The 21,032-nt window shown below is 35.9% G+C and carries 14 protein-coding genes, 1 tRNA gene and 2 pseudogenes; 7 read left to right on the top strand and 10 right to left on the bottom strand.

Features of this window, described 5'->3' with window-relative positions; all coding sequences use genetic code 11:
* Nucleotides 1-189: 189 nt before the first annotated feature.
* The 3 genes from F6K54_RS03135 to F6K54_RS03125 all read left to right on the top strand — a co-directional run bounded on the left by F6K54_RS03135 (nt 190) and on the right by F6K54_RS03125 (nt 3,647).
* Nucleotides 190-2,934, top strand: a complete 2,745-nt coding sequence (locus F6K54_RS03135; RefSeq protein ID WP_293074316.1) for an adenylate/guanylate cyclase domain-containing protein — start codon at nt 190-192, stop codon at nt 2,932-2,934.
* A 63-nt stretch (nt 2,935-2,997) separates the two neighbouring features.
* Nucleotides 2,998-3,360 carry a hypothetical protein gene (locus F6K54_RS03130; protein ID WP_293074313.1) on the top strand — a complete coding sequence of 121 codons (363 nt, stop codon included), beginning with the start codon at nt 2,998-3,000 and terminating at the stop codon, nt 3,358-3,360.
* 101 nt (nt 3,361-3,461) lie between these two features.
* Entirely contained in the window at nt 3,462-3,647 is a 186-nt protein-coding gene (locus F6K54_RS03125; protein WP_293074310.1) for a hypothetical protein, read from the top strand.
* A 759-nt stretch (nt 3,648-4,406) separates the two neighbouring features.
* On the opposite strand, the gene F6K54_RS03120 is transcribed toward F6K54_RS03125, so the two are convergent.
* The 4 genes from F6K54_RS03120 to F6K54_RS03105 form a co-directional block, all read right to left on the bottom strand.
* A complete protein-coding gene (locus F6K54_RS03120) occupies nt 4,407-6,839 on the bottom strand; it encodes a diguanylate cyclase (RefSeq protein ID WP_293074307.1) in 2,433 nt (810 codons plus the stop codon).
* A 1,188-nt stretch (nt 6,840-8,027) separates the two neighbouring features.
* Nucleotides 8,028-8,573, bottom strand: a complete 546-nt coding sequence (locus F6K54_RS03115) for a redoxin domain-containing protein (protein ID WP_293074304.1) — start codon at nt 8,571-8,573, stop codon at nt 8,028-8,030.
* A gap of 631 nt (nt 8,574-9,204) precedes the next feature.
* Nucleotides 9,205-9,813 carry a peroxiredoxin gene (locus tag F6K54_RS03110; protein ID WP_293074301.1) on the bottom strand — a complete coding sequence of 203 codons (609 nt, stop codon included), beginning with the start codon at nt 9,811-9,813 and terminating at the stop codon, nt 9,205-9,207.
* Between the two features lie 1,449 nt (nt 9,814-11,262).
* Nucleotides 11,263-11,335 (bottom strand) — tRNA-Met (locus F6K54_RS03105).
* 1,280 nt (nt 11,336-12,615) lie between these two features.
* Here F6K54_RS03105 and F6K54_RS03100 point away from each other — a divergent pair.
* Entirely contained in the window at nt 12,616-12,960 is a 345-nt protein-coding gene (locus tag F6K54_RS03100; protein WP_293074298.1) for a hypothetical protein, read from the top strand.
* Nucleotides 12,961-13,379: 419 nt separating this feature from the next.
* Here the strand turns inward: F6K54_RS03100 and F6K54_RS03095 are convergent.
* The 5 genes and pseudogenes from F6K54_RS03095 to iscB all read right to left on the bottom strand — a co-directional run.
* Nucleotides 13,380-14,216 (bottom strand): annotated as a pseudogene (locus F6K54_RS03095) (polyprenol monophosphomannose synthase); the annotation flags it as partial.
* A 267-nt stretch (nt 14,217-14,483) separates the two neighbouring features.
* Nucleotides 14,484-14,696: a hypothetical protein gene (locus F6K54_RS03090; RefSeq protein ID WP_293074295.1), complete on the bottom strand. Its 213-nt coding sequence runs from the start codon at nt 14,694-14,696 to the stop codon at nt 14,484-14,486.
* A 574-nt stretch (nt 14,697-15,270) separates the two neighbouring features.
* Nucleotides 15,271-15,558: a hypothetical protein gene (locus F6K54_RS03085; RefSeq protein WP_293074292.1), complete on the bottom strand. Its 288-nt coding sequence runs from the start codon at nt 15,556-15,558 to the stop codon at nt 15,271-15,273.
* Entirely contained in the window at nt 15,545-15,952 is a 408-nt protein-coding gene (locus tag F6K54_RS03080) for a transposase (protein WP_375341949.1), read from the bottom strand. Before F6K54_RS03080 ends, F6K54_RS03085 begins: the two co-directional genes overlap by 14 nt.
* 332 nt (nt 15,953-16,284) lie before the next feature.
* Nucleotides 16,285-17,534: pseudogene (iscB, locus tag F6K54_RS43695) on the bottom strand (RNA-guided endonuclease IscB); the annotation flags it as partial.
* 523 nt (nt 17,535-18,057) lie between these two features.
* Here iscB and gloB point away from each other — a divergent pair.
* The gene (gene gloB / locus F6K54_RS03070) at nt 18,058-18,831 is read left to right on the top strand and encodes a hydroxyacylglutathione hydrolase (protein ID WP_293074287.1); all 774 of its coding nucleotides are present in this window, start codon (nt 18,058-18,060) and stop codon (nt 18,829-18,831) included.
* Between the two features lie 131 nt (nt 18,832-18,962).
* Here gloB and F6K54_RS03065 read toward each other — a convergent pair whose 3' ends face one another.
* Nucleotides 18,963-19,118 (bottom strand): hypothetical protein, encoded by a 156-nt coding sequence (locus F6K54_RS03065; protein WP_293074284.1) that lies wholly within the window; start codon nt 19,116-19,118, stop codon nt 18,963-18,965.
* 349 nt (nt 19,119-19,467) lie between these two features.
* Between F6K54_RS03065 and F6K54_RS03060 the strand changes: the two genes are divergently transcribed.
* Both F6K54_RS03060 and F6K54_RS03055 read left to right on the top strand, forming a co-directional pair.
* A complete protein-coding gene (locus F6K54_RS03060) occupies nt 19,468-19,824 on the top strand; it encodes a DUF2605 domain-containing protein (protein WP_293074281.1) in 357 nt (118 codons plus the stop codon).
* A gap of 705 nt (nt 19,825-20,529) precedes the next feature.
* A complete protein-coding gene (locus F6K54_RS03055) occupies nt 20,530-20,847 on the top strand; it encodes a DUF2973 domain-containing protein (RefSeq protein ID WP_293074278.1) in 318 nt (105 codons plus the stop codon).
* The last annotated feature ends 185 nt before the right edge of the window (nt 20,848-21,032 follow it).

Raw genomic sequence — 21,032 nt, 5'->3', positions numbered from 1 at the left:
TTATCTAAAAAAATATTTATAATAAATTTATTGAGAGAAGAATAAAAATTTAATTATGTTAGACTAAACTACAGGTATGGATGATTAAAAAAATTATTCACCTTCTATCTTAATATTAATTAACAAACTGAGCTATAACTACTGAAAAGCCTTAATAGAAAGAGCATCCAAATATTTAATAAAAACGTTATGACATCTGCATCTCCAAATCAAATAGCAACAGAGTACACAATCCCAAAAGAGGATGTGGAAGTTATAGAGGGTCCTAACCATGAGGTTTCTAACCCTCATAGTTACTCTGGTAATAATAATGATACTTATAATAATCCAAAAATTAATCTTAGTAATGGAGATAACCCCAAAAGCTACTCAAAAGTCAACGAAACTAGCGCATTAGTTCATCCTGGGTCTAGTTTCTCAAGCTATCTAGCTCCCCTAACAAAAGAAACCTTTGTGGAAGCGGTTAAAGATGTTGAAGAAAAGCTCAAGACAGTTAACCAAACCCTGGGAATGCTCAACAATTTGTTAGAGGCTCAAGGATTTGATGCAATTCTACACGAAATGTTGCGCTCAATTACTCTCAAAACAGGAGAATTATTGAACGCAGACCGGACAACAATTTGGTTATTAGATGAAGAAAAAAATGAACTTTGGTCAACAGTAGCTAAAGGAGCAGATGGGAAGCTCTTAGAATTAAGAATTCCAGCCAATGTAGGAATAGCAGGAGAATCAGCTCAGGATAAAAAAGTAATCAACATACCCTACGATTTCTATGACGATCCACGTTCCGCTTCAGCACAGAAATTTGACAAACAGAATGGATATCGTACCTACACTATGGTAGTAATGCCATTACTGCAAGAAGAAACAGGGGATTTAATCGCAGTTGTCCAACTCCTAAACAAGTTCAAACCAGACCACGAAAAATATGAACAACTAGGAGACAAAATAGATGTCAATGGGTTTACCGAAGATGATGAAAGAGTATTTCGTGAATTTGCCCCTTCCATTAGTCTAATTCTAGAATCTTCTAAATCATTTTATGCAGCAACTCAAAGACAGAGAGCAGCAGAAGCTCTAATGAAAGCTGTAGACTCCCTCAGCAAAAGTAGTCTAGACTTAGAAGATACTCTAGGAAAAGTTATGGAGCAGGCCAAGGAACTGATGAATGCAGACCGCAGTACCTTGTGGCTCATAGATAACGAGAAAAGTCAACTATGGACAAAAATCCCCATTAATGGCCAGCTAACAGAAATCAGGATTGCTAAAGATAAAGGCTTTGCTGGCATGGTGGCCACATCTGGCGAGCCACTACTTATTCCTTTTGACGTTTATAAAGATACCCACTCAGTTACAGCCAAGGAAACAGATGAAAAAACAGGTTATCGTACCTGTAGTTTATTGTGTATGCCTGTTTTTAATGCTGACAATGAATTAATTGGTGTAACTCAGCTAATTAATAAGAAGAAACAAGGAGATTATTCACCCTATGACCATGCCAACTGGCCTGAAGCACCGGAGCAGTGGAAAGCCAGTTTTAATCGCAACGATTTAGAGTTTATGAAGGCCTTTAATATCCAAGCAGGTGTGGCACTCCAAAATGCTAAATTATTTGATACAGTTAAACAAGAGCAACAGAGACAAAGGGATATTCTACGGAGTCTCACAAACGGGGTAATATCTACAGATCAAAAAGGCAAAGTTATTGCTACAAATGAAAGTGCTAGGCATTTACTAGGCATCAGTGACACAGAGATATTAGCAGGTAAATATGTAAGTGAATTAGTACGCCTCAAGGAAGGTGATTTTTCTAAGTGGCTAGATTTAGCCCTTTCTCCGAACTATAGCAAAGAGTATCAACAGTATTATCCAGATCAAACTTTGTTACCCCTGGGAAATTTGCCTCCTCAAAGTATTAATTTGTCAATTAACTCTATGATTGATGTTTGCGACCTTGAGAAAGTTAATGGCGTTTTAGTAGTGATGGAGGACATTACTGGAGAAAAACAAGTGAAAAACTTGATGTATCGCTACATGACACCAGAAGTTGCAGAACAATTATTAGCAACTGGTGATACTGGTTTAGGAGGAAAACGTCAACAGGTTTCTGTGCTTTTCAGTGATATTCGTAGCTACACTACTTTGACAGAAGGTATGGAAGCTGAAGAGGTTGTTACTATGCTCAACGAGTATTTTGAAGAGATGGTAGATGCTGTATTCAAATACAAAGGTACTCTTGACAAATATATAGGAGATGCCCTGATGGCAGTATTTGGTTCCCCTGCTCCTCTAGAAAATCATCCTTTGTGTGCCATGCAAAGTGCTGTAGAAATGCGCCAACGCCTGAAAATTTTCAATGAAGAACGTGTAGCTCAGAACAAAATGGCCATCAAGATTGGTATGGGCATTCACTCAGACGAAGTAGTTAGTGGTAATATTGGCTCTAGTAAGCGTATGGAGCTAACTTCTATTGGAGATGGGGTTAATCTTGCTTCTCGCCTTGAAGGTACAAGCAAACAGTATGGTACAGACCTGGTCATCAGTGATAATACTTATCAACCTTATAAAGATATGCTTTGGGTTCGGGAACTAGACCTAATTACGGTGAAGGGAAAAAGTAAACCCGTGAGAATATACGAATTGTTAGGCTTTAAGGAAGGCGAGCTGAAGCAAGAGTTAACGGAGCAACAACACCTTATAGTTGAACATTATCATCAAGGACGAGAGTATTACTCAAGACCATCTAAAGAAAAAAATTTAACAGACCTCTCTATAAAAGAAGCTTTTGCAATGGCTGCAGCTGAATTTAAAGAAGTCATCAAAATCGATCCAAATAACAAAGCGGCTAAGATGCACCTTGGTCGTTGTCAGCTATTCCAGACCGAGCTTCCTCCAAAAAATTGGGATGGAGTCTGGAATTTAACTGAAAAGTAAACAATTTCTATCTAAATAAAAATAGAATTTTAGCTCTCATTTTGAAACAAACTAGCCCTAGTTATGACTAATTTTAATTCCCACTACTCAGATACTGAGTGGATAGATCAGGTTCATCAATTATTGTTTGAGATTGTCCGTAGTTCCTTGTCGGATAAGCCTAAACTACCAGAAGAACTTGCAGAAAGAGCTCTACCACTAGCACAGAAAGCAAAAATTATTCAAGAAAAAGCTGATGGTCAAGTTATTCCTCCAGATTCGTTAGAATGGGTAGGGAAAGTCCGTCAACTTTTGTTGGATTTATCTCGTGCTTCTTTGGCAGATATACCTAGACTACCTGTAAGTATGGGTCAAAGGTCTCTTGTACTGGCACAAACAGCTAAAGAGATTAAGGACAAAGTTACTGAAAAAAATCATAGTTCTTAACAATAAAAGTTGAGGCTAATCCCCAAGTATTTATAATACAACTTGTATTGTTACTAAGTATTACTACTAACAATTTTAAGTTTTTTAGAAGCTTTCTCAATATGGAATCAGATAGTCAACCTGTCAGTTACTCAGACGATGAACCTCCTCAAAGAATTGCAAATATTTTGGGAACAGCGATCGCTGTACTGACTCTGACATTACCTTTATTGGCCATTACTCGTTATTCTCATCGTAATATAAATGTGATTCCTCAAACCTCTTATGAATTGTCTGAGTATGAATGATTTCCAACAAGATTTCTAAGAACTTTAGTTTCAATTTTTCTCAATTTTTCAAGGATACTGCGACGTGGTAGATTTTTTCATAAAGCAGTAACTATGATGATTCATAAGGAAATTTATAGTGGATTTTTGTATTTTTCGATTAGAAATTTTTTTCTCTAAAACCTACCTAGTAGTCAATTTTATAGTAGAAGGAAGAAGGAAGAACGGAGGGAGCGAAAAATTTTGCGTTGTAGTTTTAAACTTTTGATCCCACATTCCGCACGTCAATTTGTAACATTAAAAGTAGTATACGATTTATATTATTTGGTAAATATTTATACTGTATAAATTACTTCTCAAAAGTCAAATTTTCAGTTAAATATTAAGCATAAATACTTAGGGTCTGCTGAAAAAGTCTGATTGTGATGATAGGGAACACCGGATCTGGGAACAGGGAACAGTTTAGACTATCTGCTACGGCCAAATTTTTTGATACTCAGGGGAAAAGTATTAGCATTTTGAGGCTACAACAGCCAAAAAACCTTGCACTTTTTTCGCTCAAAAAAGGCTGAAAGCAATATCAGTCAATGCTTTGATATTTAATCAGCAAGCCCTACTTACTGAATTATTGATTCCTATTGACCACTATAATTTACTTCTTACTTCTTACTTCTTACTTCTTACTTCTTACTTTTGACTTTTGACTTTTGACTTTTGACTTCTTACTTTTGACTTTTGACTTATATTTTTATGCTACGTTTTGTCGTGCGGAATGTAGGTTCAATACTTTGGAGCTACTGCAACTCGATTACGTCCTTCATATTTAGCCTGATAAAGAGCAGCATCAGCAGCTTGAATCACCTTTTCCCCAGTTTTGCCATGTTCAGGAAAGCAGGCAACTCCTAAAGAAACAGTAATAGAACTTAGCAGTATACCATCATATTCTACAGATAATTGTTTGATTTCTTTCCTTATTTGTTCAGCTCTTCTTGCGGTATTTTCTAAAGAACTTCCTGGTAATATCATAATTAGTTCTTCCCCACCATAACGACAAGCAATATCATAATCTCGAACTTTCTGTTTTAAAAAAGATCCTAAACTTTTGAGAATAATATCTCCAGCAGCATGACCAAATTCATCATTAAACTTTTTAAAATGATCTACATCAATCATAATTATACCAATAGGCTTTTCAGTTCTAATAGCTCGATAAGTTTCTCGATTCAGAAATTCTTCTAAGTAACGCCGATTAAATAATCCGGTTAGAGGATCACGAATGCTTTGAATTTTCAAAGTTTCCTGTAATTTTAGATTTGCTAAAGCTAGTCCAAATTGTTTAGCTAATGTTATTGCTAATTGATGTTCTTCTTTTGTAATTTTAGTTTTTTCTTGATAATAAAATGAAATAACTCCAATTGCTTGGCCTTGTGCCATAATCGGAATACATAATGTTGTTTTAGGTAATGGTTGTGGCAGATGTTTACAAGTTAAAGCTGTTTGAGTATCCTCTACAAAATGAACTTCTCCCCGACGTAAAGCAATACATTCATGGGGGGCAAAAAGTGTTTCTTCTGGTATTTTTTCTCCCCAATTTGCAATTGCTTCAACTAACATTCTTGAATCACTAATTTTAAAGACCGAACCATAAGTATTAGGAAATAAATTTTGAATTAATGGCAGAATAACTTGACAAGCTTCCTCAACAGTAAAGCAAGCTTGAAGTAAGTCAATCATATTATTTAGTAAAGTAATTTCTTGATTCCGACTTTCTAAAGCTTCGATCCAATTTGTTAATTTTTTATTAGCTTCTTGAGATTGATTTTGTGCTTGTTCTCTTTCCTGAATTTCTTGAGCGATCGCTTCATTCATTTCTCGTAAAGTTTTCTCTGTACGTTTTCGTTCAGTAATATCTCTAAAAGAAGCAAGATAAGCTTCTTTTCCTTCCCAAATTATATTGCCAAGTCGCATTTCAGCCATTCCTATTTCTACACACAATTCATCCAATGGTCTGACTATATCTATTTCTACTCTTTCTCCCACAACTAAAGGAAACCCAAAAGCTTTTCCAATTAGTTCATCTTCTGTACGACCAAAAAGCAATGCTCCCGCAGGATTAACAAATTGAATTACACCCTCTGTATCAACAATTAAAATTCCATCAGGATTCATTGTAGTCAACATTTGCATGACCTTTTTTTGTCTTTTAAGCTCATTTTCTGTTTCTTGACGAACTGTCACATTTTCAAATAATATACCCACACAATTATTAAGCAAAGGAAAGGCTTTTACTGCAAAAATACTATGAGGAATTCGTTGTTCAAAATACTCAATTTCCCCCAAATCTCTATTTTTTCCCGAATGAATAACTTCAGCATAAATTTCTGGTAAATCAGTCTTTAATAAGTGAGGAAAACATTCACTAATTCGCTTACCCATTATTTCTTTTTCTTGATATCCAGTCAAATGAGTAACGGCAGGATTAGTCGCTTTTAATCTAAAACTACTAACATCATTCAGGTCTTCCATCTGCCAAACGTGCAAACCAACCTGCATATTTTTAACTATATCTGCGTATATTTTATTTTCTGTAAGTTTTGCTTTTAATTGTTTATTAACTTCTTTTAGTTTAGTTTGTGCCTGCTGACGTTGCTTCAATTCTTCTTGCAGTTGTTGATAAAGTTCTGCTTGTTGAATAGCAATTGCCATTTGCACTGATAATTGTTGTAGTAATTCAATTTCTGAATTTTGCCATTCTCTAGCATCAATACAGTGATGAGCAATTAATAATCCCCATAGATCGTCACCTTGTAAAATAGGTACTACTAATATAGATCGTACTTGAAATCTGAGTAATAATTCTACATAACAAGTTGGTAGATTACTGTTAGTAATATCTGTGGCTGAACTCACACGACCATGTTTATAAAGATCGATCAAATCTTCTTTAAAACATGGATCGTACAGAACTTCATTAATTATAGTTCTTGATTGATAGCTAACTGATTCTACCTCAACAATACCACTACCATCTGGTTGAAATTTATATATAAAAACACGGTCAACATTGAGTAAATCTCGTACTACTGCTACAGCAGTATTGAGGATATAGTCTAACTCCAATGATTGGCGAATTTTGAGAGATATTTCTGCCAAAATTTTAGAAAATTTCTTTTCAGATATTAATTCTGAGTCAGATAAAAAATTTGGGTGCATAATATCAATATCTCTTAAATTTATAATGATTTTTTATGATTTATTGAACCTAGTTAAAAATAGCTAAATCCATATTTATTTTGTCAAAAATATATATTAGTATAGACAAAATATTTATATTTTTAGGATTTAGCAAAGCCTTGTGTAAAGAAAGTCAATATCTTACAATTTAATATATACTAATCTGAGAATTGAGGTGTTCCTTTAAAGCATAGAATATAGCAGTTATCTTATTCTTATCTCTTCGTTTCTTCCCTATTCCCTATTCCCTAAAACAAAAACCTTCAATATCTCACAACTCAAATCATATTGCTATATCTTATTTGGGTGCATCTCAATGCGTGAATAAAGCCAAAAATTTATCGCTTTTAGGGAACACCGGAGCTGGGAACAGGGAATATATAGGAGAAAAGTATTTTTGCAAATATGAGATGCACCCTCTTATTTTGCAGAAAAACTTAAGATACTTAACCATAATGAAAATTGGCAAAATTTGCAGTTAAAATTTGGGTATATAACTAATACCAGTAAAAAAAAGAATGCTATAAAAAGTGTATTTTGAACAGAAATACTTAGGGCTTGCTGATTAAATATCGCGCGCATTGACTGATATTGGTTTTAGGCAATTTATGCCTGGAAAAAGTATGAACTTTTCACAAGCTATTGTTAAAAAAGTGAGGATTTTCACGCCCTGCACACAGCCGAAAAATCACTGTTATATCATGTCCGGTTGAACAGTGATAAATAAATAACTACGGAGGAGTCAGGAGTCAACCCACCCCTCGCCCCTACCCCAGTAAAAAGACTTTATTTAGCAAACCCTACTTATTTTTCCAACTTCGGTCTTCCCTGTTTCTTAATTCTACTATTTGTATTTGTAACAAACATTTATCAAAATTGGATAACAGGCTATCAAACTATATTTCAACGCCACAAGCTAAATTTACCTCCGAGATTAGTCTATAAAAAATAGAGTTACTATATAAAGGTTTGAGCCTTCTGAGATTCCCAAAAAGTGAACTTGTTTTAGTCTAAAACGTTCAAAAAGTTAGCATAAAAGGCAAATCAAGGACAGAAAAATTGAGGGACAATTCTTACTTATACCTCCTCTAAACTCCCCATTTCTCCTGAGGACTGAGGACTGAGGACTGACTCCTATCCCTAGCAAAAGATTTTATTCAGCAAACCCTATATATATCTATCTAAAACATCAAATAAATCCTCGACACTAGCATTATGATCTAGAAAAGAAAACAAGTGTTTATAGCTAAGTCTACCTTGTTTATCTAATACAAATTGTCCTGGCAGAGGTGCTCCTAAAGCTTGACCAACTCGATAATTTTTAAATACCTGACAACTAGAATCACTGAGTAAAGGCATTTTTAAACTTAGATCGCTGACAACAACCTTACTTTGTTCTCTATCTGTACTCGTAATCATTAATATTTCTATCCCCCGCTCTAAAAATTTTTCATAATTATTATTTAAAGCTAAAATATGAGGAAAACAAAATGGACAATACTGTTTCTCAGTAAAGATACGAGTCAAAGCAACTATTACAGGTTTTACCTCCCAATAATCTGATAAACGAACTAATCTACCATTTGTGATATCTGGCAATTCAAAATCTGGCGTTCTTTTTCCGTTATCCAAACTATTAATAGGTGGAATAGGTAATAAATTTTGAACAAAACGTTGATTTATTAAACCTCTAAAATCATAGGAAGTTAGCATAATCTTGATTAATTTAAAAGTTAAAACTCTAAACTTTAATGTGTTTAAATCTCCTTTAAATTTACAACTCCAACACTTTTAGATCCAGAATATCTATGAAAGTGTTGGAGTTGACATTTTTTTTAATTAGGGCTTGCTGATTAAGTATCAAAGCATTAACTGATATTGGTTTTAGCCTTTTTTGGTCGAAAAAAGTGCGCATATTTTCGGTCGCTCAATCTCAAAAAGCTAGTATTTTGGGATGGTTATGGCAGAACAATCTTGGGACGATTCTTCTGACTACTTCTTCTATAATTCCCATTCCTCCTGAATTCACCGATTGCAGGATTGCTGGATTCTACCCCCTACCAAAAGACTTTATTCAGCAAACCCTAATTATTAGGTACTTTATAGGTAAGCATTTCCTCCGGAATGCTGCGCAAACAGCCATCAGCTATCAGCTATTGCTTTTAATTTAGGATAAAAGCAATATTTAATTGTCTTACTACAAAAGTTAGCTCCCTTGTCCTTAAAGTCAGTTGTTAATTTAAACACTGTACTTAAGGAGAGAGTCTTGTTGCTGAAGTCCGTAGTTCCGACTCAGGAGACTAGCTGACAGCTAATAGCTGAGTGCTTACCTTTATAGATTGCCTCAATCAATTTCTTGAACAGCTGCAAAGAATTCCTTAGATTTGATTGGATCGGGATTCATAGTTTTATCTCCTGGTTTCCAACCTGCAGGGCAAACTTCATCTGGGTTGGCCTGTACATACTGAATAGCTTGTAGAGTACGCAAGGTTTCATCAACATTACGGCCAAAAGCAAGATTATTAATCGTGGCGTGTTGAATAATACCTTCTCTATCAATAATAAACAGTCCCCGCAGAGCAATACCTGCTTCTGGATCTAAGACATTGTAGGCAGAACTAATTTCTTTCTTAATGTCAGATAATAGTGGATAGTTAAGATCTCCAACTCCACCAGATTTACGATCTGTTTGAATCCAAGCTAAATGTGAAAATTCACTGTCTACTGAAACTCCTAAAATTTCAGTATTAAGTGACTCAAACTGTTTGTAGCGATCGCTAAATGCCGTAATTTCTGTTGGACAAACAAAAGTAAAGTCCAGGGGATAGAAGAATAAAACTATATATTTACCACGATAATCAGACAGTTTAATTGTCTCGAATTCCTGATCCACCACAGCTGTAGCAGCGAAATCTGGAGCTTCTTGGCCCACACGCAGGTATTCGTCTGTCATGATTTAATTCTCCTTAAAATAACTTGTTGACACTCAAAACTAAAAGAAAATTTATGGTTTGAGATTATTTAATTCTTTCATATTGCCTCTTCATACTAGACCTTAATTACAATGACAAAAAAACACCCTAGAATTTATCCTTTCAGACTTTGCTAGACCAAATTCAGTCAATTAAATATTTTCTGACTTGGTCTATCATTCTATTCTGATTCTCAAATATCTAGGTGGACGTACAAATCAAAGTTTTATTTATGCAGTTAATCAGTTGCTAATTAAGTCTATTTTTATGCATCTTTTTTATTTTCGGCGTTCATTTTATTTGAATGTTTCCTCTGACTAAACTACAGATAATTTTTAGTAGTTGTATCAGCAAAGAGTCACTGAACTTAACCTTATTTATACTCACTATCTTTCATGATACCACAGAAAAGCTAAACCTGTCTAGCTTTAGTAGTTCCCTCATTTTCAGCTCAGATATTGCTATAGATAGAACTTGAAGATCAAAAAAAATTTTTGCTTTACCCCGACACTGAAAAAATAAACTTGGTGCAGGTTAACAACTATTGGGTAAAATTGGATTATCCACAACAGTATACAAAGAGTTCTTTCAGGCTTTTTATCCCTCTAAAGTTGATAAATAGAAGCATACTCAAGTAATAGAAACAAGTTAGAGAAAGTAGCATAAAAGTAATTCTCGATCCAATTTTTGAGATAATAGTGAAATATGCTGTAGTCATCATCTGTTAACTGTTTCCCATTCCAGTTAATGGTAAAAACTGAAATGGTTTAGCAATAGTGGGATGTACCAAACAGGTAAAGGTTTATTAGTTAATGCTGACTTAAATCCTACATTCCGCACGACAAAATGTAGCATAGAAATATAAGTCATGCATCGAGTGCTAATTGGTGAGGTTTCCTACGGGGCGTATAAAGTGCGGAAGTAATTCCGCACACAGCCCCTCCAGAATGTAATATCATGTCCGGTTGAACAGTGATAAATAAATAACTACGGAGGAGTCAGTCCTCAGTCCTCAGGAGTCAGGAGGAAAGAGGGAAGAAAGAAGAAGAACTGGAGTTGAAGGAGAAAGTTTTTTTATCACTAATTATCCGGACATGATATAAGACGCACTCAAGACAGTCAAAAGTCATGCATTAAGAAAAAAATTGTATTGGTCAATAGAAGTTAACAATTTAGTAAGTATTTATGCTTAATATTTTCCTGAAAATTTGATGAGTTAGAAAGTTAAATAAAGATAATTCGTACAGTATAAATACTTACTAAGCTACCGAATTATTATAATACTCTAGTGTTACAACTTGACGTGCGGAATCTGGGCTTTAAAATAGCCACAATAAAAATTTGCTGGTAGTGCAGTCGTAATGTTAGAGAAATTATGAAGAGTACAGAAGGAAATTAAACAATATATATCTTCACCATTACTATATATATGGCTCAGGCGGGATTTGAACCTGCGACCTTGGGCTTATGAGTCCCCTGCTCTAACCACTGAGCTACTGAGCCTAAATTTTCAAACATTTATAAGTATAGCACAGAATACCGTAATTTATTCAATCCTTTACTATTTTTTTCTCAGAAAAATTAAACTAGATTTAATTTGCAGATACATCAATCCCGGCAATTCCCGGCAAAATATCGGGAAAACTGTTCATAGCAACGTGACAGCAGAACCATCAACGTAGGCGGTATCGCGCTAACGCGCCGCTTCGCTAACGCAATGCTTTGAGAACAATTCCCAAAGCGCTATTTTTTTACTTATTTATGGCCAACTCACATGAGTATTTATTTTGCCCTTTCTTTTTCTTGACTAGGCAACCATTAGGGATGACTCAAAGTCAGGTTGGAGGTTTTGATTTTTTCCCATTACATATATTTATTGGGATAAAAACAACTGTACTATTTGACATCCTCCCGACGCTGCTCTGCGAGACAGCGCGGGATTCCCATCCACCAATCAAACAGACCCTCGCTGACTGAACGGCTCAGGGCGGGTTGACACCTCACTGGAAAATGCTGGCAATGCCAGCCTAACGCTTCCTCTGTGTCCGATAAATAATCGACCAGTGCCCCTCGGTGACGGGACTTGAAAAAAACAATAGTAATCTCAACCTTGGTTTTTGGTTGAAAATTTTATTTTAACAAATTATCTGTAAAACTGCAAGATTGATTGGTTTTCCCATCCCTCCGCTCCCCTTCGGGAGAGCGCGGTTCTTCAAGCAACGTTGAGATAAAATAATTCCAATTTTGACACTCCACGGGATATATCGGCGTAGATTCCTGACTAGGAGTTGTCAATCGGGTTAAAACCAAGATTTTCACATGGCTCGGAATAACTGAATTACCATCACTCTAAGGTAGTAAGTATACAGCAATAGTTCACACTTACAGTATTGTAAAGTTTTATTGATTTTATAGAAAAACATAGGAAAACAATTAAAAATATCTTAGACTGAGAAAGGAAAGCAGAACAGCTCGTTAAATGTTTACAGGAGGGATAATGCAGTTAGTAGAACNTCTGACTACTTCTTCTATAATTCCCATTCCTCCTGTTTGCGGAGCATTCCGTAGGAAATTCACCGATTCTGTTTGCGTTTGCGTAGCATCCCGTAGGGAAGCATGACAAACGGAAATTCTGGCTCCTACCCTTACCAAAAAACTTTCCATACGCAAACCCTAGATAAATTTTCTTCAGTATCAAAAATCTGAAATTGTGAGTGATATAATAGCCATAGTCTGATAAGTTAAGAAACATTAAGCATATTCTAAAGTAGGAGGTGAGTCCAATGTTTAAGCAAGATCGTCAACATCTTAAAGTAGTTAAACTAGAGGAAGGAATATTGGTTCAGACTCAACTCAAAAGTGCTTATATTCCTGCATTGCGTTCTGGGTTTGCAGGATACCCAGTTAACCCTCGTTGGAGTGGTGTCAAATATTATGCTTGGAAGACAGGAAAGCAATGGCGACAGGCGCTTTTGAATGGAGAGATGGTAGTACGTTCGAGTGATTCAATGTTGGTATCTATTGTTGAAATTAAAAACGAAGAAAAATCTGATTTGGTAAGGTGGGACTACCACAATTCATTGCCCAACAGTAATTGGGAATTTGAATACCCTGTATTTCAGGGATGAAAAGCTACATATACTACATCTGGTTTAAAGTCTGTTAGTTATCAAGAGACATCTCCTCCATGCATAGGGAGTAGGGAGTAGGCAACCCACCCCTAATATCATGTTCGGTTGAATACTTACACTTTGGAGGAAGGAAGGCAGCGGGAGCTGGAGGCAGGAGGCAGAAGGGAAGAAAGGGTTAAAAGGGATAAAGTTTTTTTATAACTGATTATCCGAACATGATATAACCCCTCCACCGGAGGGGAAGAATTGATAATTTATTTGGGATAATTGATTTGATTTTTTATTATTGGAGATGTCTAAGGGAAGTCTTCAACCAAAGTTGAGATAACTAATATCTGAACTTCCCCCGTACAAGTGTACTTTGCTATCCCCTGTTCCTTGCTCCCTGTTCGCTATTCCCTAGCGCGTAGGGCTATAAAACCAACTGTATTGAAACATATAAATCGACTAGGCCATCTAGCTAACCTTAAATTTAGTAGGTGGTGTAAATATTCTATATATTGTTTCCAGGTAACTTTACTTTCCCCTTCTAGACGTTCATTAAATATATAGCCCACTTCTCTCACCCAATGAATGCTGCCTCGGCCTAAAACTTCAATCAAAATTTTGTACCCTACTGGCCGAAGAATTTTTTCTGCGATCGCCTTTCGACGGACCATAAAATAGCCACTCATGGGATCTGAAACTCGCCCTACGACTCCCGGTAAAATAATTAACCCCAAAACTTGAGCGCCACGAGACAATAGTCTTCTCATAATATTCCACTCACTGACACCTCCTTCCTCAAAGTGACGACTAGCTACTGCTAAGTCAGCACCTTGTTCCATTTTTGTCAATAGTTTTAAGAGAGTTTCTGGAGGATGTTGTAAGTCTGCATCTATTACTCCTAATATTTCTCCTTTTGCTACTTGCCAACCACGAATAACTGCAGTGGAAAGTCCTCTTTCTTTTTCTCTACGCATTACCTGGAGTTGAGGATATTCTGGTGTCATATTCTGAGCTGTCTCCCAAGTTAAGTCGGGACTATTGTCATCTACCACAATTAATTCATAAGCATCGGGAATTTGAGCATCTAGTAACTGAGTTAGTCTTTGGACAATCTTTGGGATATTTTTACTTTCTTTAAATGTGGGAATAACCAGAGAAAGTTTGATTTCTGGACTATCTGGTTTTATAGTATTTTTTACTACAGCAGGAACTTGTAATAAACCTGTTGGTACTGTTAGTAGTGAATTTGGTTTAGTTGCACTCATTATCAATTTTCTCTATCTGAGGTATTAGTTAATTGTGTATTTAACAGAAATCAGAATATGATCAGGTTTATATTTATATCAAGTTGCCAATTATTACTTACTGTACTTTATTAATTGAATTTGCCAGTGTATCTCTTTAATTTTTTTGATACATTATACTTTCTTTTTCCTGTTTTATATTCCATAAAATATTATATTTTTTACTTTTTATTAGAAATAATAAATATCAGGTATTTGTCGATATTTTTTACTATTAAATATAGAGTGCTAATTATCATCAATTAACTTGATTTTACCAATTTTAAGAAAGTCAAATATTTGATTGATTTGATGTTGTTCTTCGTCTGTTATGTGTTTACCAGATAATATTGCTGAAGTAAGTTGTAGGTGTTCCCGGCGACTAAGTTTGCCTGATGTAATAACTCGGTTCACCATTTGATTAATTGTCACATTTGGTTGATTTTGCTCGCTCCATAACATAATCTTTTATCTCCTCTATATAAATAACTTTTGATATTGATTATAATAAGCATTTCTTGTGGAATGGTGCGCAAACAGCAATTAGCAGTCAGCGCTTCCCTGCGGGATGCTACGCAAACAGCAATTAGTAATGAATAATTAGGGCTTGCTGATTAAACCTAAACGTCTTTAAAGATAAAGATAAGTGCCTTTTTAGGTCTGAAATACCTTGGTTTTCAGCTGTTCATGCTCAAAAATTTACCATTTTAGGCGCATCGTTGGGCAAAAAAAAAATTACTTTCCTGCTCCTCTACTCCCCTACTGCCCTACTCCCCTCCTGGGATGGGGAGGGGCGAGGGGTGGGTCCCCTACTCCTTAAAAAAGACTTTTGAGCGCAAACCCTAATTACTTCTCAGATGTGGGAAGGGGACGCATGGTACTAACTTCTTATTCAAACTCAATTTCAGTCAGAAGGATGTCAATCCTAAGTTATTTTAATAGTTAAGAGTAAAATAATATCTCTAAGTAAAAATTTTGTATATAAGGCATTAATTTAGTTTCTTTGACACTCCACGGACTAAAGTTGCGTGGATTCTTAAGGGTAACAAATTTGCCGAACTGAAGTCACATCAAATTTTACCCTTAACGGCATAGCCAAAGATGCCTCTAGTATGTCCGGGGTAAACCCATTCAGGTTACTTTTTGCTCCAATATTTGCAACACCATTACAGTCAGCATTGATCAATTTTCCTTGCTTAGTTTTGTACAAACCACGCTTAATTCGTTGGCCACTAAAACTATATTCTCTTGGATTATCAGCATTGTAAACAGGTATTTGATCGTTATCTAAAAAACTAGCCTTGGAAGTATTAAGATTTCTCAATTTCAGTGTAAGTTAATCCATATCTCTGACACATACTTTTTAGCTTTAATCTCAAATTATTGTGAGGTATTTGCACAAACTTTTGATTGTTTTTTTTACCTAAATTGAGATTTTTTTTCATTCCTGGGTTAACACCTACAACAATAGTAGATATTTTGTTTTCTCTGCACCAGTTGATTAAATATCTAGCTGTTTTATTCAGGTAATCTCTAACTTTATTGTTCCGATTTACTGTAATGCTTACTTGTTTTTTGGTTAAACCTTTGATGCCTTGTTTATCCTTTAATGACTGTAATCTAAAATTTTCTTTCTTGTACCACTGGTTGATTGATTTAAGTTTTCTACCGTCCAAAATAAACGATGGCCCAGTATTTGAGACACAAGTTGCGCTTATTGTCTAACCCTAGGTCTGAGGTAATTACTAATTATTAATTATTAATTATTAATTATTAATTATTAATTATTAATTATTAATTATTAATTATTAATTATTAAAAGACCTATCTACAACTTTTAAAATTTGCTGTGCAATATCGGTTTGAAGTAGTTGATAATTTGCCTCTTACAGAGGAGCTTTCCTACGGAATGCTACGCAAACGCTTTCGTTATCCTTACAGTAATGGTAATTTGAGTCGTACCTGAGATATCCGCCCTCAGCAAAATAAAACTGTTAAGTAATAGATCAGCATTTTCCTCGACATTTATGGACAACTGTGGACAAAATGTATAGGTATAACCGTCTTTTTTATGTACAACTTTTAATTTACTTACATGAACACTTTTAGCTTTTTGTCCTGGCACTGTGAAATTAAAACTATTTGATTTTGAGCGAGGATTAACTCTACCTACTTCCCCAGTTTCAATGTTCAATGCTAAATCCCCACTATTCCAACCTTTGATTGGTTTTAGTGGGTTGTACCTTATTGGGTATCCATATTTATTGACCGCTGCTTTCTGTCTACCTCCTTGGCCTTTGCAGATAGCAACTAAAGCTTGGGTGGTGTGGAAATTTAACTGATTCACTTTACCTACACAAGCAGCATCTATGCAGTGCGATGAAGGTAATTTTTGTTTTCTGCGGTTAAATTTTGTTTGTCCCCCGCGCTTATGTGATTACGGTCAACCCAGTAGTCTTTAAGGTATTGAACAATTTCCACCGACAAGAATTAACGGCTGCTGCATCTTTTAAAGGCGATCTTGCTTGGGTTAGTATTCGCTTTAATAATTCTGGTTTTCCTGATAAGAATTCTTTGACATCTTGATTACTTTTAATCTGATTGCATTTACTACAGGCAACAGTTAAGTTAGATACTCGGTCTGAACCTCCTTTTGACTTTGGGTAGATATGTTCAACCTCTAGCGGTTTATCAGTTCGGCCACAATAAGCACATTGACGACCCCATTTTTCTAACAAATATTCTCTCAATTCATATCCTGCTAATTCACCCTGTTGATACTCTATTCCTTTAATTTCTGGATTTTGTATCAATTGAGTATCAAAGCGAACCAGTTCCATTGAGATTGATGCTACAGGAGAAAACTTAATTAATCTTTTGACCCAAGTCATAGTAGTTTCCACTCTGTGCATAACAGAGGGTGCTAACCAACCAGTGGGCTTCTTTTTGTTCGGGTTACCTGGTTTACGGTATCTGAGGTTTTTTGTTCTCCTAGCTCGACGGCGTTGAGAACGCTTTTTAAGTTTTTCGGAAATTAACGAACCTCGGTGTTGAATTAAGAGCATCCATATAACTTTGTTTCCTTCTAATAAAGCGATCCCTGTAAATTTTGAGCCTGGGTCAATCTTTAGAGTTAAAGTTGTTTCTACAGCTTTAACAGCTTTGCGTGAGAATCAAAGTAAACGGAAAGCGCCGCCAGACAGCAGCTTTACCAGAATTTAACAACCTACGAGCTACAGTTGGTTTGCAAGGTTGTAATGGTTTTTTGTTTGTATCTAGTCGCGAAAACGTAATTAGTATTAGACATTGTGGTGTCTAGTCCTTTTCAGTAAAGTGTTCCTCGATTATGTTGGCCAGGCTTGTTCATGCTCTAAACACTATCGGTATTCAACCCACTTCCGATTGGCGCACTAAACACGCTGTCCTTAATTTAGAGCGACCAGCACATAAGCTGGAGTTCACTTATGTTGGTCGTGACCTGCCAACGTAGTCAGTATTGACTTAATCTGCAACCTTTGAGAGACAACCGAGACAAATGTCTAGGGTTGCCTAGGTTTTTCAAAGGTGTCGTACAACAATATTGCTCTACATTGTACATATTCTTGGTCAATCTGCACAATTGCCTTAAGGCTTTAAACTCCTGGCTAGACAGGTTTCTAATTTTGTTCTTTTGGGTAAGATACATAATCAATTTTCGCTGTATAATGTACATTTATAGCGAAAAAACCTAGGAATATTAAGCTAACTACGGGTTAAAACCCACCCTTGTTGTTTTCATCCAGCTGTTAAAACTGGTACTTTTCCAAATACCTGAATTTTTACGATGAAGATTTATCGACTGCCAGCACTTTCAGACAACTATATCTTCTTACTACATGACCCAAATCAAAAGATTGCGGCTGTAGTCGATCCAGCAGAGGTTAGGCCAGTAACTGAAAAACTAGAATCATTGGGTGCTCAGTTGGTGGCTATTTTCAACACTCACCACCATTCAGATCATGTAGGAGCTAATCAAAAGTTAATTCAGGAGTTTCCTCAACTTACAGTATATGGCGGATTTGAAGACCGAGGTAGAATTCCTGGACAAAAAGTATTTTTACAGGAAGGCGATCGAGTCCAATTTTCTGACCGACAGGGAGAGGTTTTATTTGTGCCCGGTCATACAAGTGGACATATTGCTTATTACTTTCCTCCTGTAGTTGCTGGAGAAGCAGGGGAATTATTTTGTGGTGATACTTTATTTGCTGGTGGTTGTGGCCGCTTATTTGAAGGAACACCAGCTCAGATGGTACAGTCTTTGAGTAAACTGCGTAATTTACCGGACAATACACGAGTCTGGTGTGCCCATGAATACACTTTGAAGAATTTGCAGTTTGCTATAACAGTCGATGAGCAAAATTCATATCTACAAGCTCGTTTTGCTGAGGTTAAGGCAGCACGCAGTCGGAATGAGGCTACTGTGCCATCAATTATTGGTGTAGAAAAACGCACAAATCCTTTTCTGCGTTGGGATATACCTAATCTACAGTTAGCGGTTAAAAGCCAAGATCCAGTACAAACTTTTACCCGTTTACGAGGAAAGAAAGACCAATTTTAACCTAATGTCGCAAAAATTCCCTATCCCTCTATATATGGTCTATGCTTTATAAACATCTTTCTTAACATAAAAATTGACAAAATAGACAATTTATGTATTTGCAATTCAATGCAGATTTCAGGAGAGTAAACCTATTTAGTTAGAGGCTTTTCTATCCCCATCTCCCCATCCCCCCATCTACAGGGTTTCAGGAGTTCCTTTTCTGGTTGCTTTTTTACATAGTTAGTAAAGACTTTTTTAGCTTCTAAAATGCGTAATGTGTAACTCAAGCTAACTTTACTGACCACCCTTGTTAATTTTGGTCATGGCAGAAGTTCCATTAACCATACTAAGGCCATAGTTGTAAACGAAACGAGCACGGGCCAGCACATTGAGCCATTTTTGAGCGCTCTTGGTTACTGAGTTTTAATTTCAATTTTTTGGCGTACAATCAAATCACCTCCAACCATATTGTCAGCTATTTTTTTGACTTAGCCAAAAAAATCCCCTTTTTTTTCAGTTATTGCCGGAAATTGCCATAGATGATACTAGCAATCAGCTCCCTTGAAAAAACATTTACTAGGGAAAATATTAAAAATTGTAAAGAGTGTTAGTATATTCTTATAAGATTTAAAATAAAAAATTAAATTTAGAGAAATGATAAATCCAAAACTGCCAGAACCAGATTTACTAAAAGCAGTACTGCAACCCTTGTTAGAAGATTTTCAGTATTGGTTTGAGCGTTCCCGTCAGTTATTGGAGAGAGAAAAAATTCCTTTTCTGAGTAGCACTGAACAATGTGACCTACTTAACAGAGTTAAGCAAGCCCAAGAGGAAGTGAGTACAGCACAAACTCTTTTTCATGCAACTGAAGGTCAAGTTGGGGTAGAAACTACAGTGCTTATGCCTTGGCATCACTTACTAACTGAATGTTGGCAAGTTTCAATGCGATTCCGCAAAGAACAATCTAAGCATAATTACTCATTGGACTCAAACTTAGGTATCAAGTCCTGAATCAATAAATCAGATTGATTGACATACTCTCCGGCCTAAAGGCGCGGATATTCTCCTGAAACCAGGATTCTTGGTTCAACGAGTCCACTTAAATTAAACACCTTGTGGCATCTAACCCAGAGATGGTTCTCACGCCTGCGCGTTTGCTCTATTTCAAGAGCCTGTGGACCTATGCCCTACGGTACAGTTCAAACCTTAAAAAACTTTGGTTCTCTGATACTTGTTGCTTAGAGCAATTCCTAAGTACAAGCATTCGGTGTACAAAACCCCATAACTCTAGGAGTCAAGGTGCAAACGCTACAAGGAACGGTAGCTATAGGTTTTTAGAGCGGTTGAATACCTTTCCGCTTTTTTAAGCATAACATAAAGTCCCCCTAAAAGGGGGAGGCTTTAAACCCAATTTTTCGGTAAACTTTTAACAATAAAAGTTAATGATTTGATAACTGTTAATTTACTGTAAAAGCACTATCTTCTCTGGAAATGATGATGAGTAACCCGGTTAACGAAGTCAGAAGTTGTTTTTGTAACGGGGATTAGAGCAACCCTCCAAAAACATTTCGCCCTAAAAGTCGGGGTTTTAGACCTAATTATTTTGATAATTTATGGCCATCAAGCTCATATAGAGTTAAGTTAGAGATAAAATAAGAAAAATTGTTTAAACTTTTTTAAAATTTGCTAAGTGCCTATCTGGCCCTGGAGAAAACTATGTTACATTTGCTTTATATCCTAGCCTTTACCACTGTTGCTGTTTTGGCTGTTCGTAATTTAATTCGTAGTCTATTAACGGTGGGCCTTGAGTCTCAATCTTCCCCCTCAAACCAAGGACGGCCTTTTCGTGATTCTGATTCTAAGTCTCGTAGAATTCCACATCCGGAACTATTAGATGAATCTGGGAATTTTATCGATGAACCTTTATTGGTGATGCGTTCCGTTAATGTACAGGAAGCTCGTCAACAGTTGGATGCTATTTATAATTCTGAACTTGAATCTAGTAGTGAAACTAGAGATGAGAAGGATAAATAAAAACCACAGCAAGCAATGCAAAATTTTTGACACTATAAAGTCTAAATCTCTTAATTCTTTAAATTATCATACATTTTCTGTAAAATCATATTGATAATTGCTGTAACAGAAAATTGATAAAAACTTAAAAACTTGCTATTGCTTTGTTTCAAAAAAACTAATAATAGCAAGTTATTTTTATAATT

Origin of the sequence: Okeania sp. SIO3B5 (assembly GCF_010692555.1) — a bacterium.
Lineage (GTDB): Bacteria > Cyanobacteriota > Cyanobacteriia > Cyanobacteriales > Microcoleaceae > Okeania.
Note: the sequence above shows the minus strand (reverse complement) of the source record. Positions and strands in the feature narration are given on the sequence as shown.

Coding starts and splice junctions, on each gene's coding strand:
- F6K54_RS03120 (WP_293074307.1), bottom strand. CDS start 6,839: ATGCACCCAAATTTTTTATCTGACTCAGAATTAATATCTGAAAAGAAA.
- F6K54_RS03060 (WP_293074281.1), top strand. CDS start 19,468: ATGATAAATCCAAAACTGCCAGAACCAGATTTACTAAAAGCAGTACTG.
- F6K54_RS03090 (WP_293074295.1), bottom strand. CDS start 14,696: ATGTTATGGAGCGAGCAAAATCAACCAAATGTGACAATTAATCAAATG.
- F6K54_RS03115 (WP_293074304.1), bottom strand. CDS start 8,573: ATGCTAACTTCCTATGATTTTAGAGGTTTAATAAATCAACGTTTTGTT.
- F6K54_RS03130 (WP_293074313.1), top strand. CDS start 2,998: ATGACTAATTTTAATTCCCACTACTCAGATACTGAGTGGATAGATCAG.
- F6K54_RS03055 (WP_293074278.1), top strand. CDS start 20,530: ATGTTACATTTGCTTTATATCCTAGCCTTTACCACTGTTGCTGTTTTG.
- F6K54_RS03125 (WP_293074310.1), top strand. CDS start 3,462: ATGGAATCAGATAGTCAACCTGTCAGTTACTCAGACGATGAACCTCCT.
- F6K54_RS03110 (WP_293074301.1), bottom strand. CDS start 9,813: ATGACAGACGAATACCTGCGTGTGGGCCAAGAAGCTCCAGATTTCGCT.
- F6K54_RS03135 (WP_293074316.1), top strand. CDS start 190: ATGACATCTGCATCTCCAAATCAAATAGCAACAGAGTACACAATCCCA.
- gloB (WP_293074287.1), top strand. CDS start 18,058: ATGAAGATTTATCGACTGCCAGCACTTTCAGACAACTATATCTTCTTA.
- F6K54_RS03100 (WP_293074298.1), top strand. CDS start 12,616: ATGTTTAAGCAAGATCGTCAACATCTTAAAGTAGTTAAACTAGAGGAA.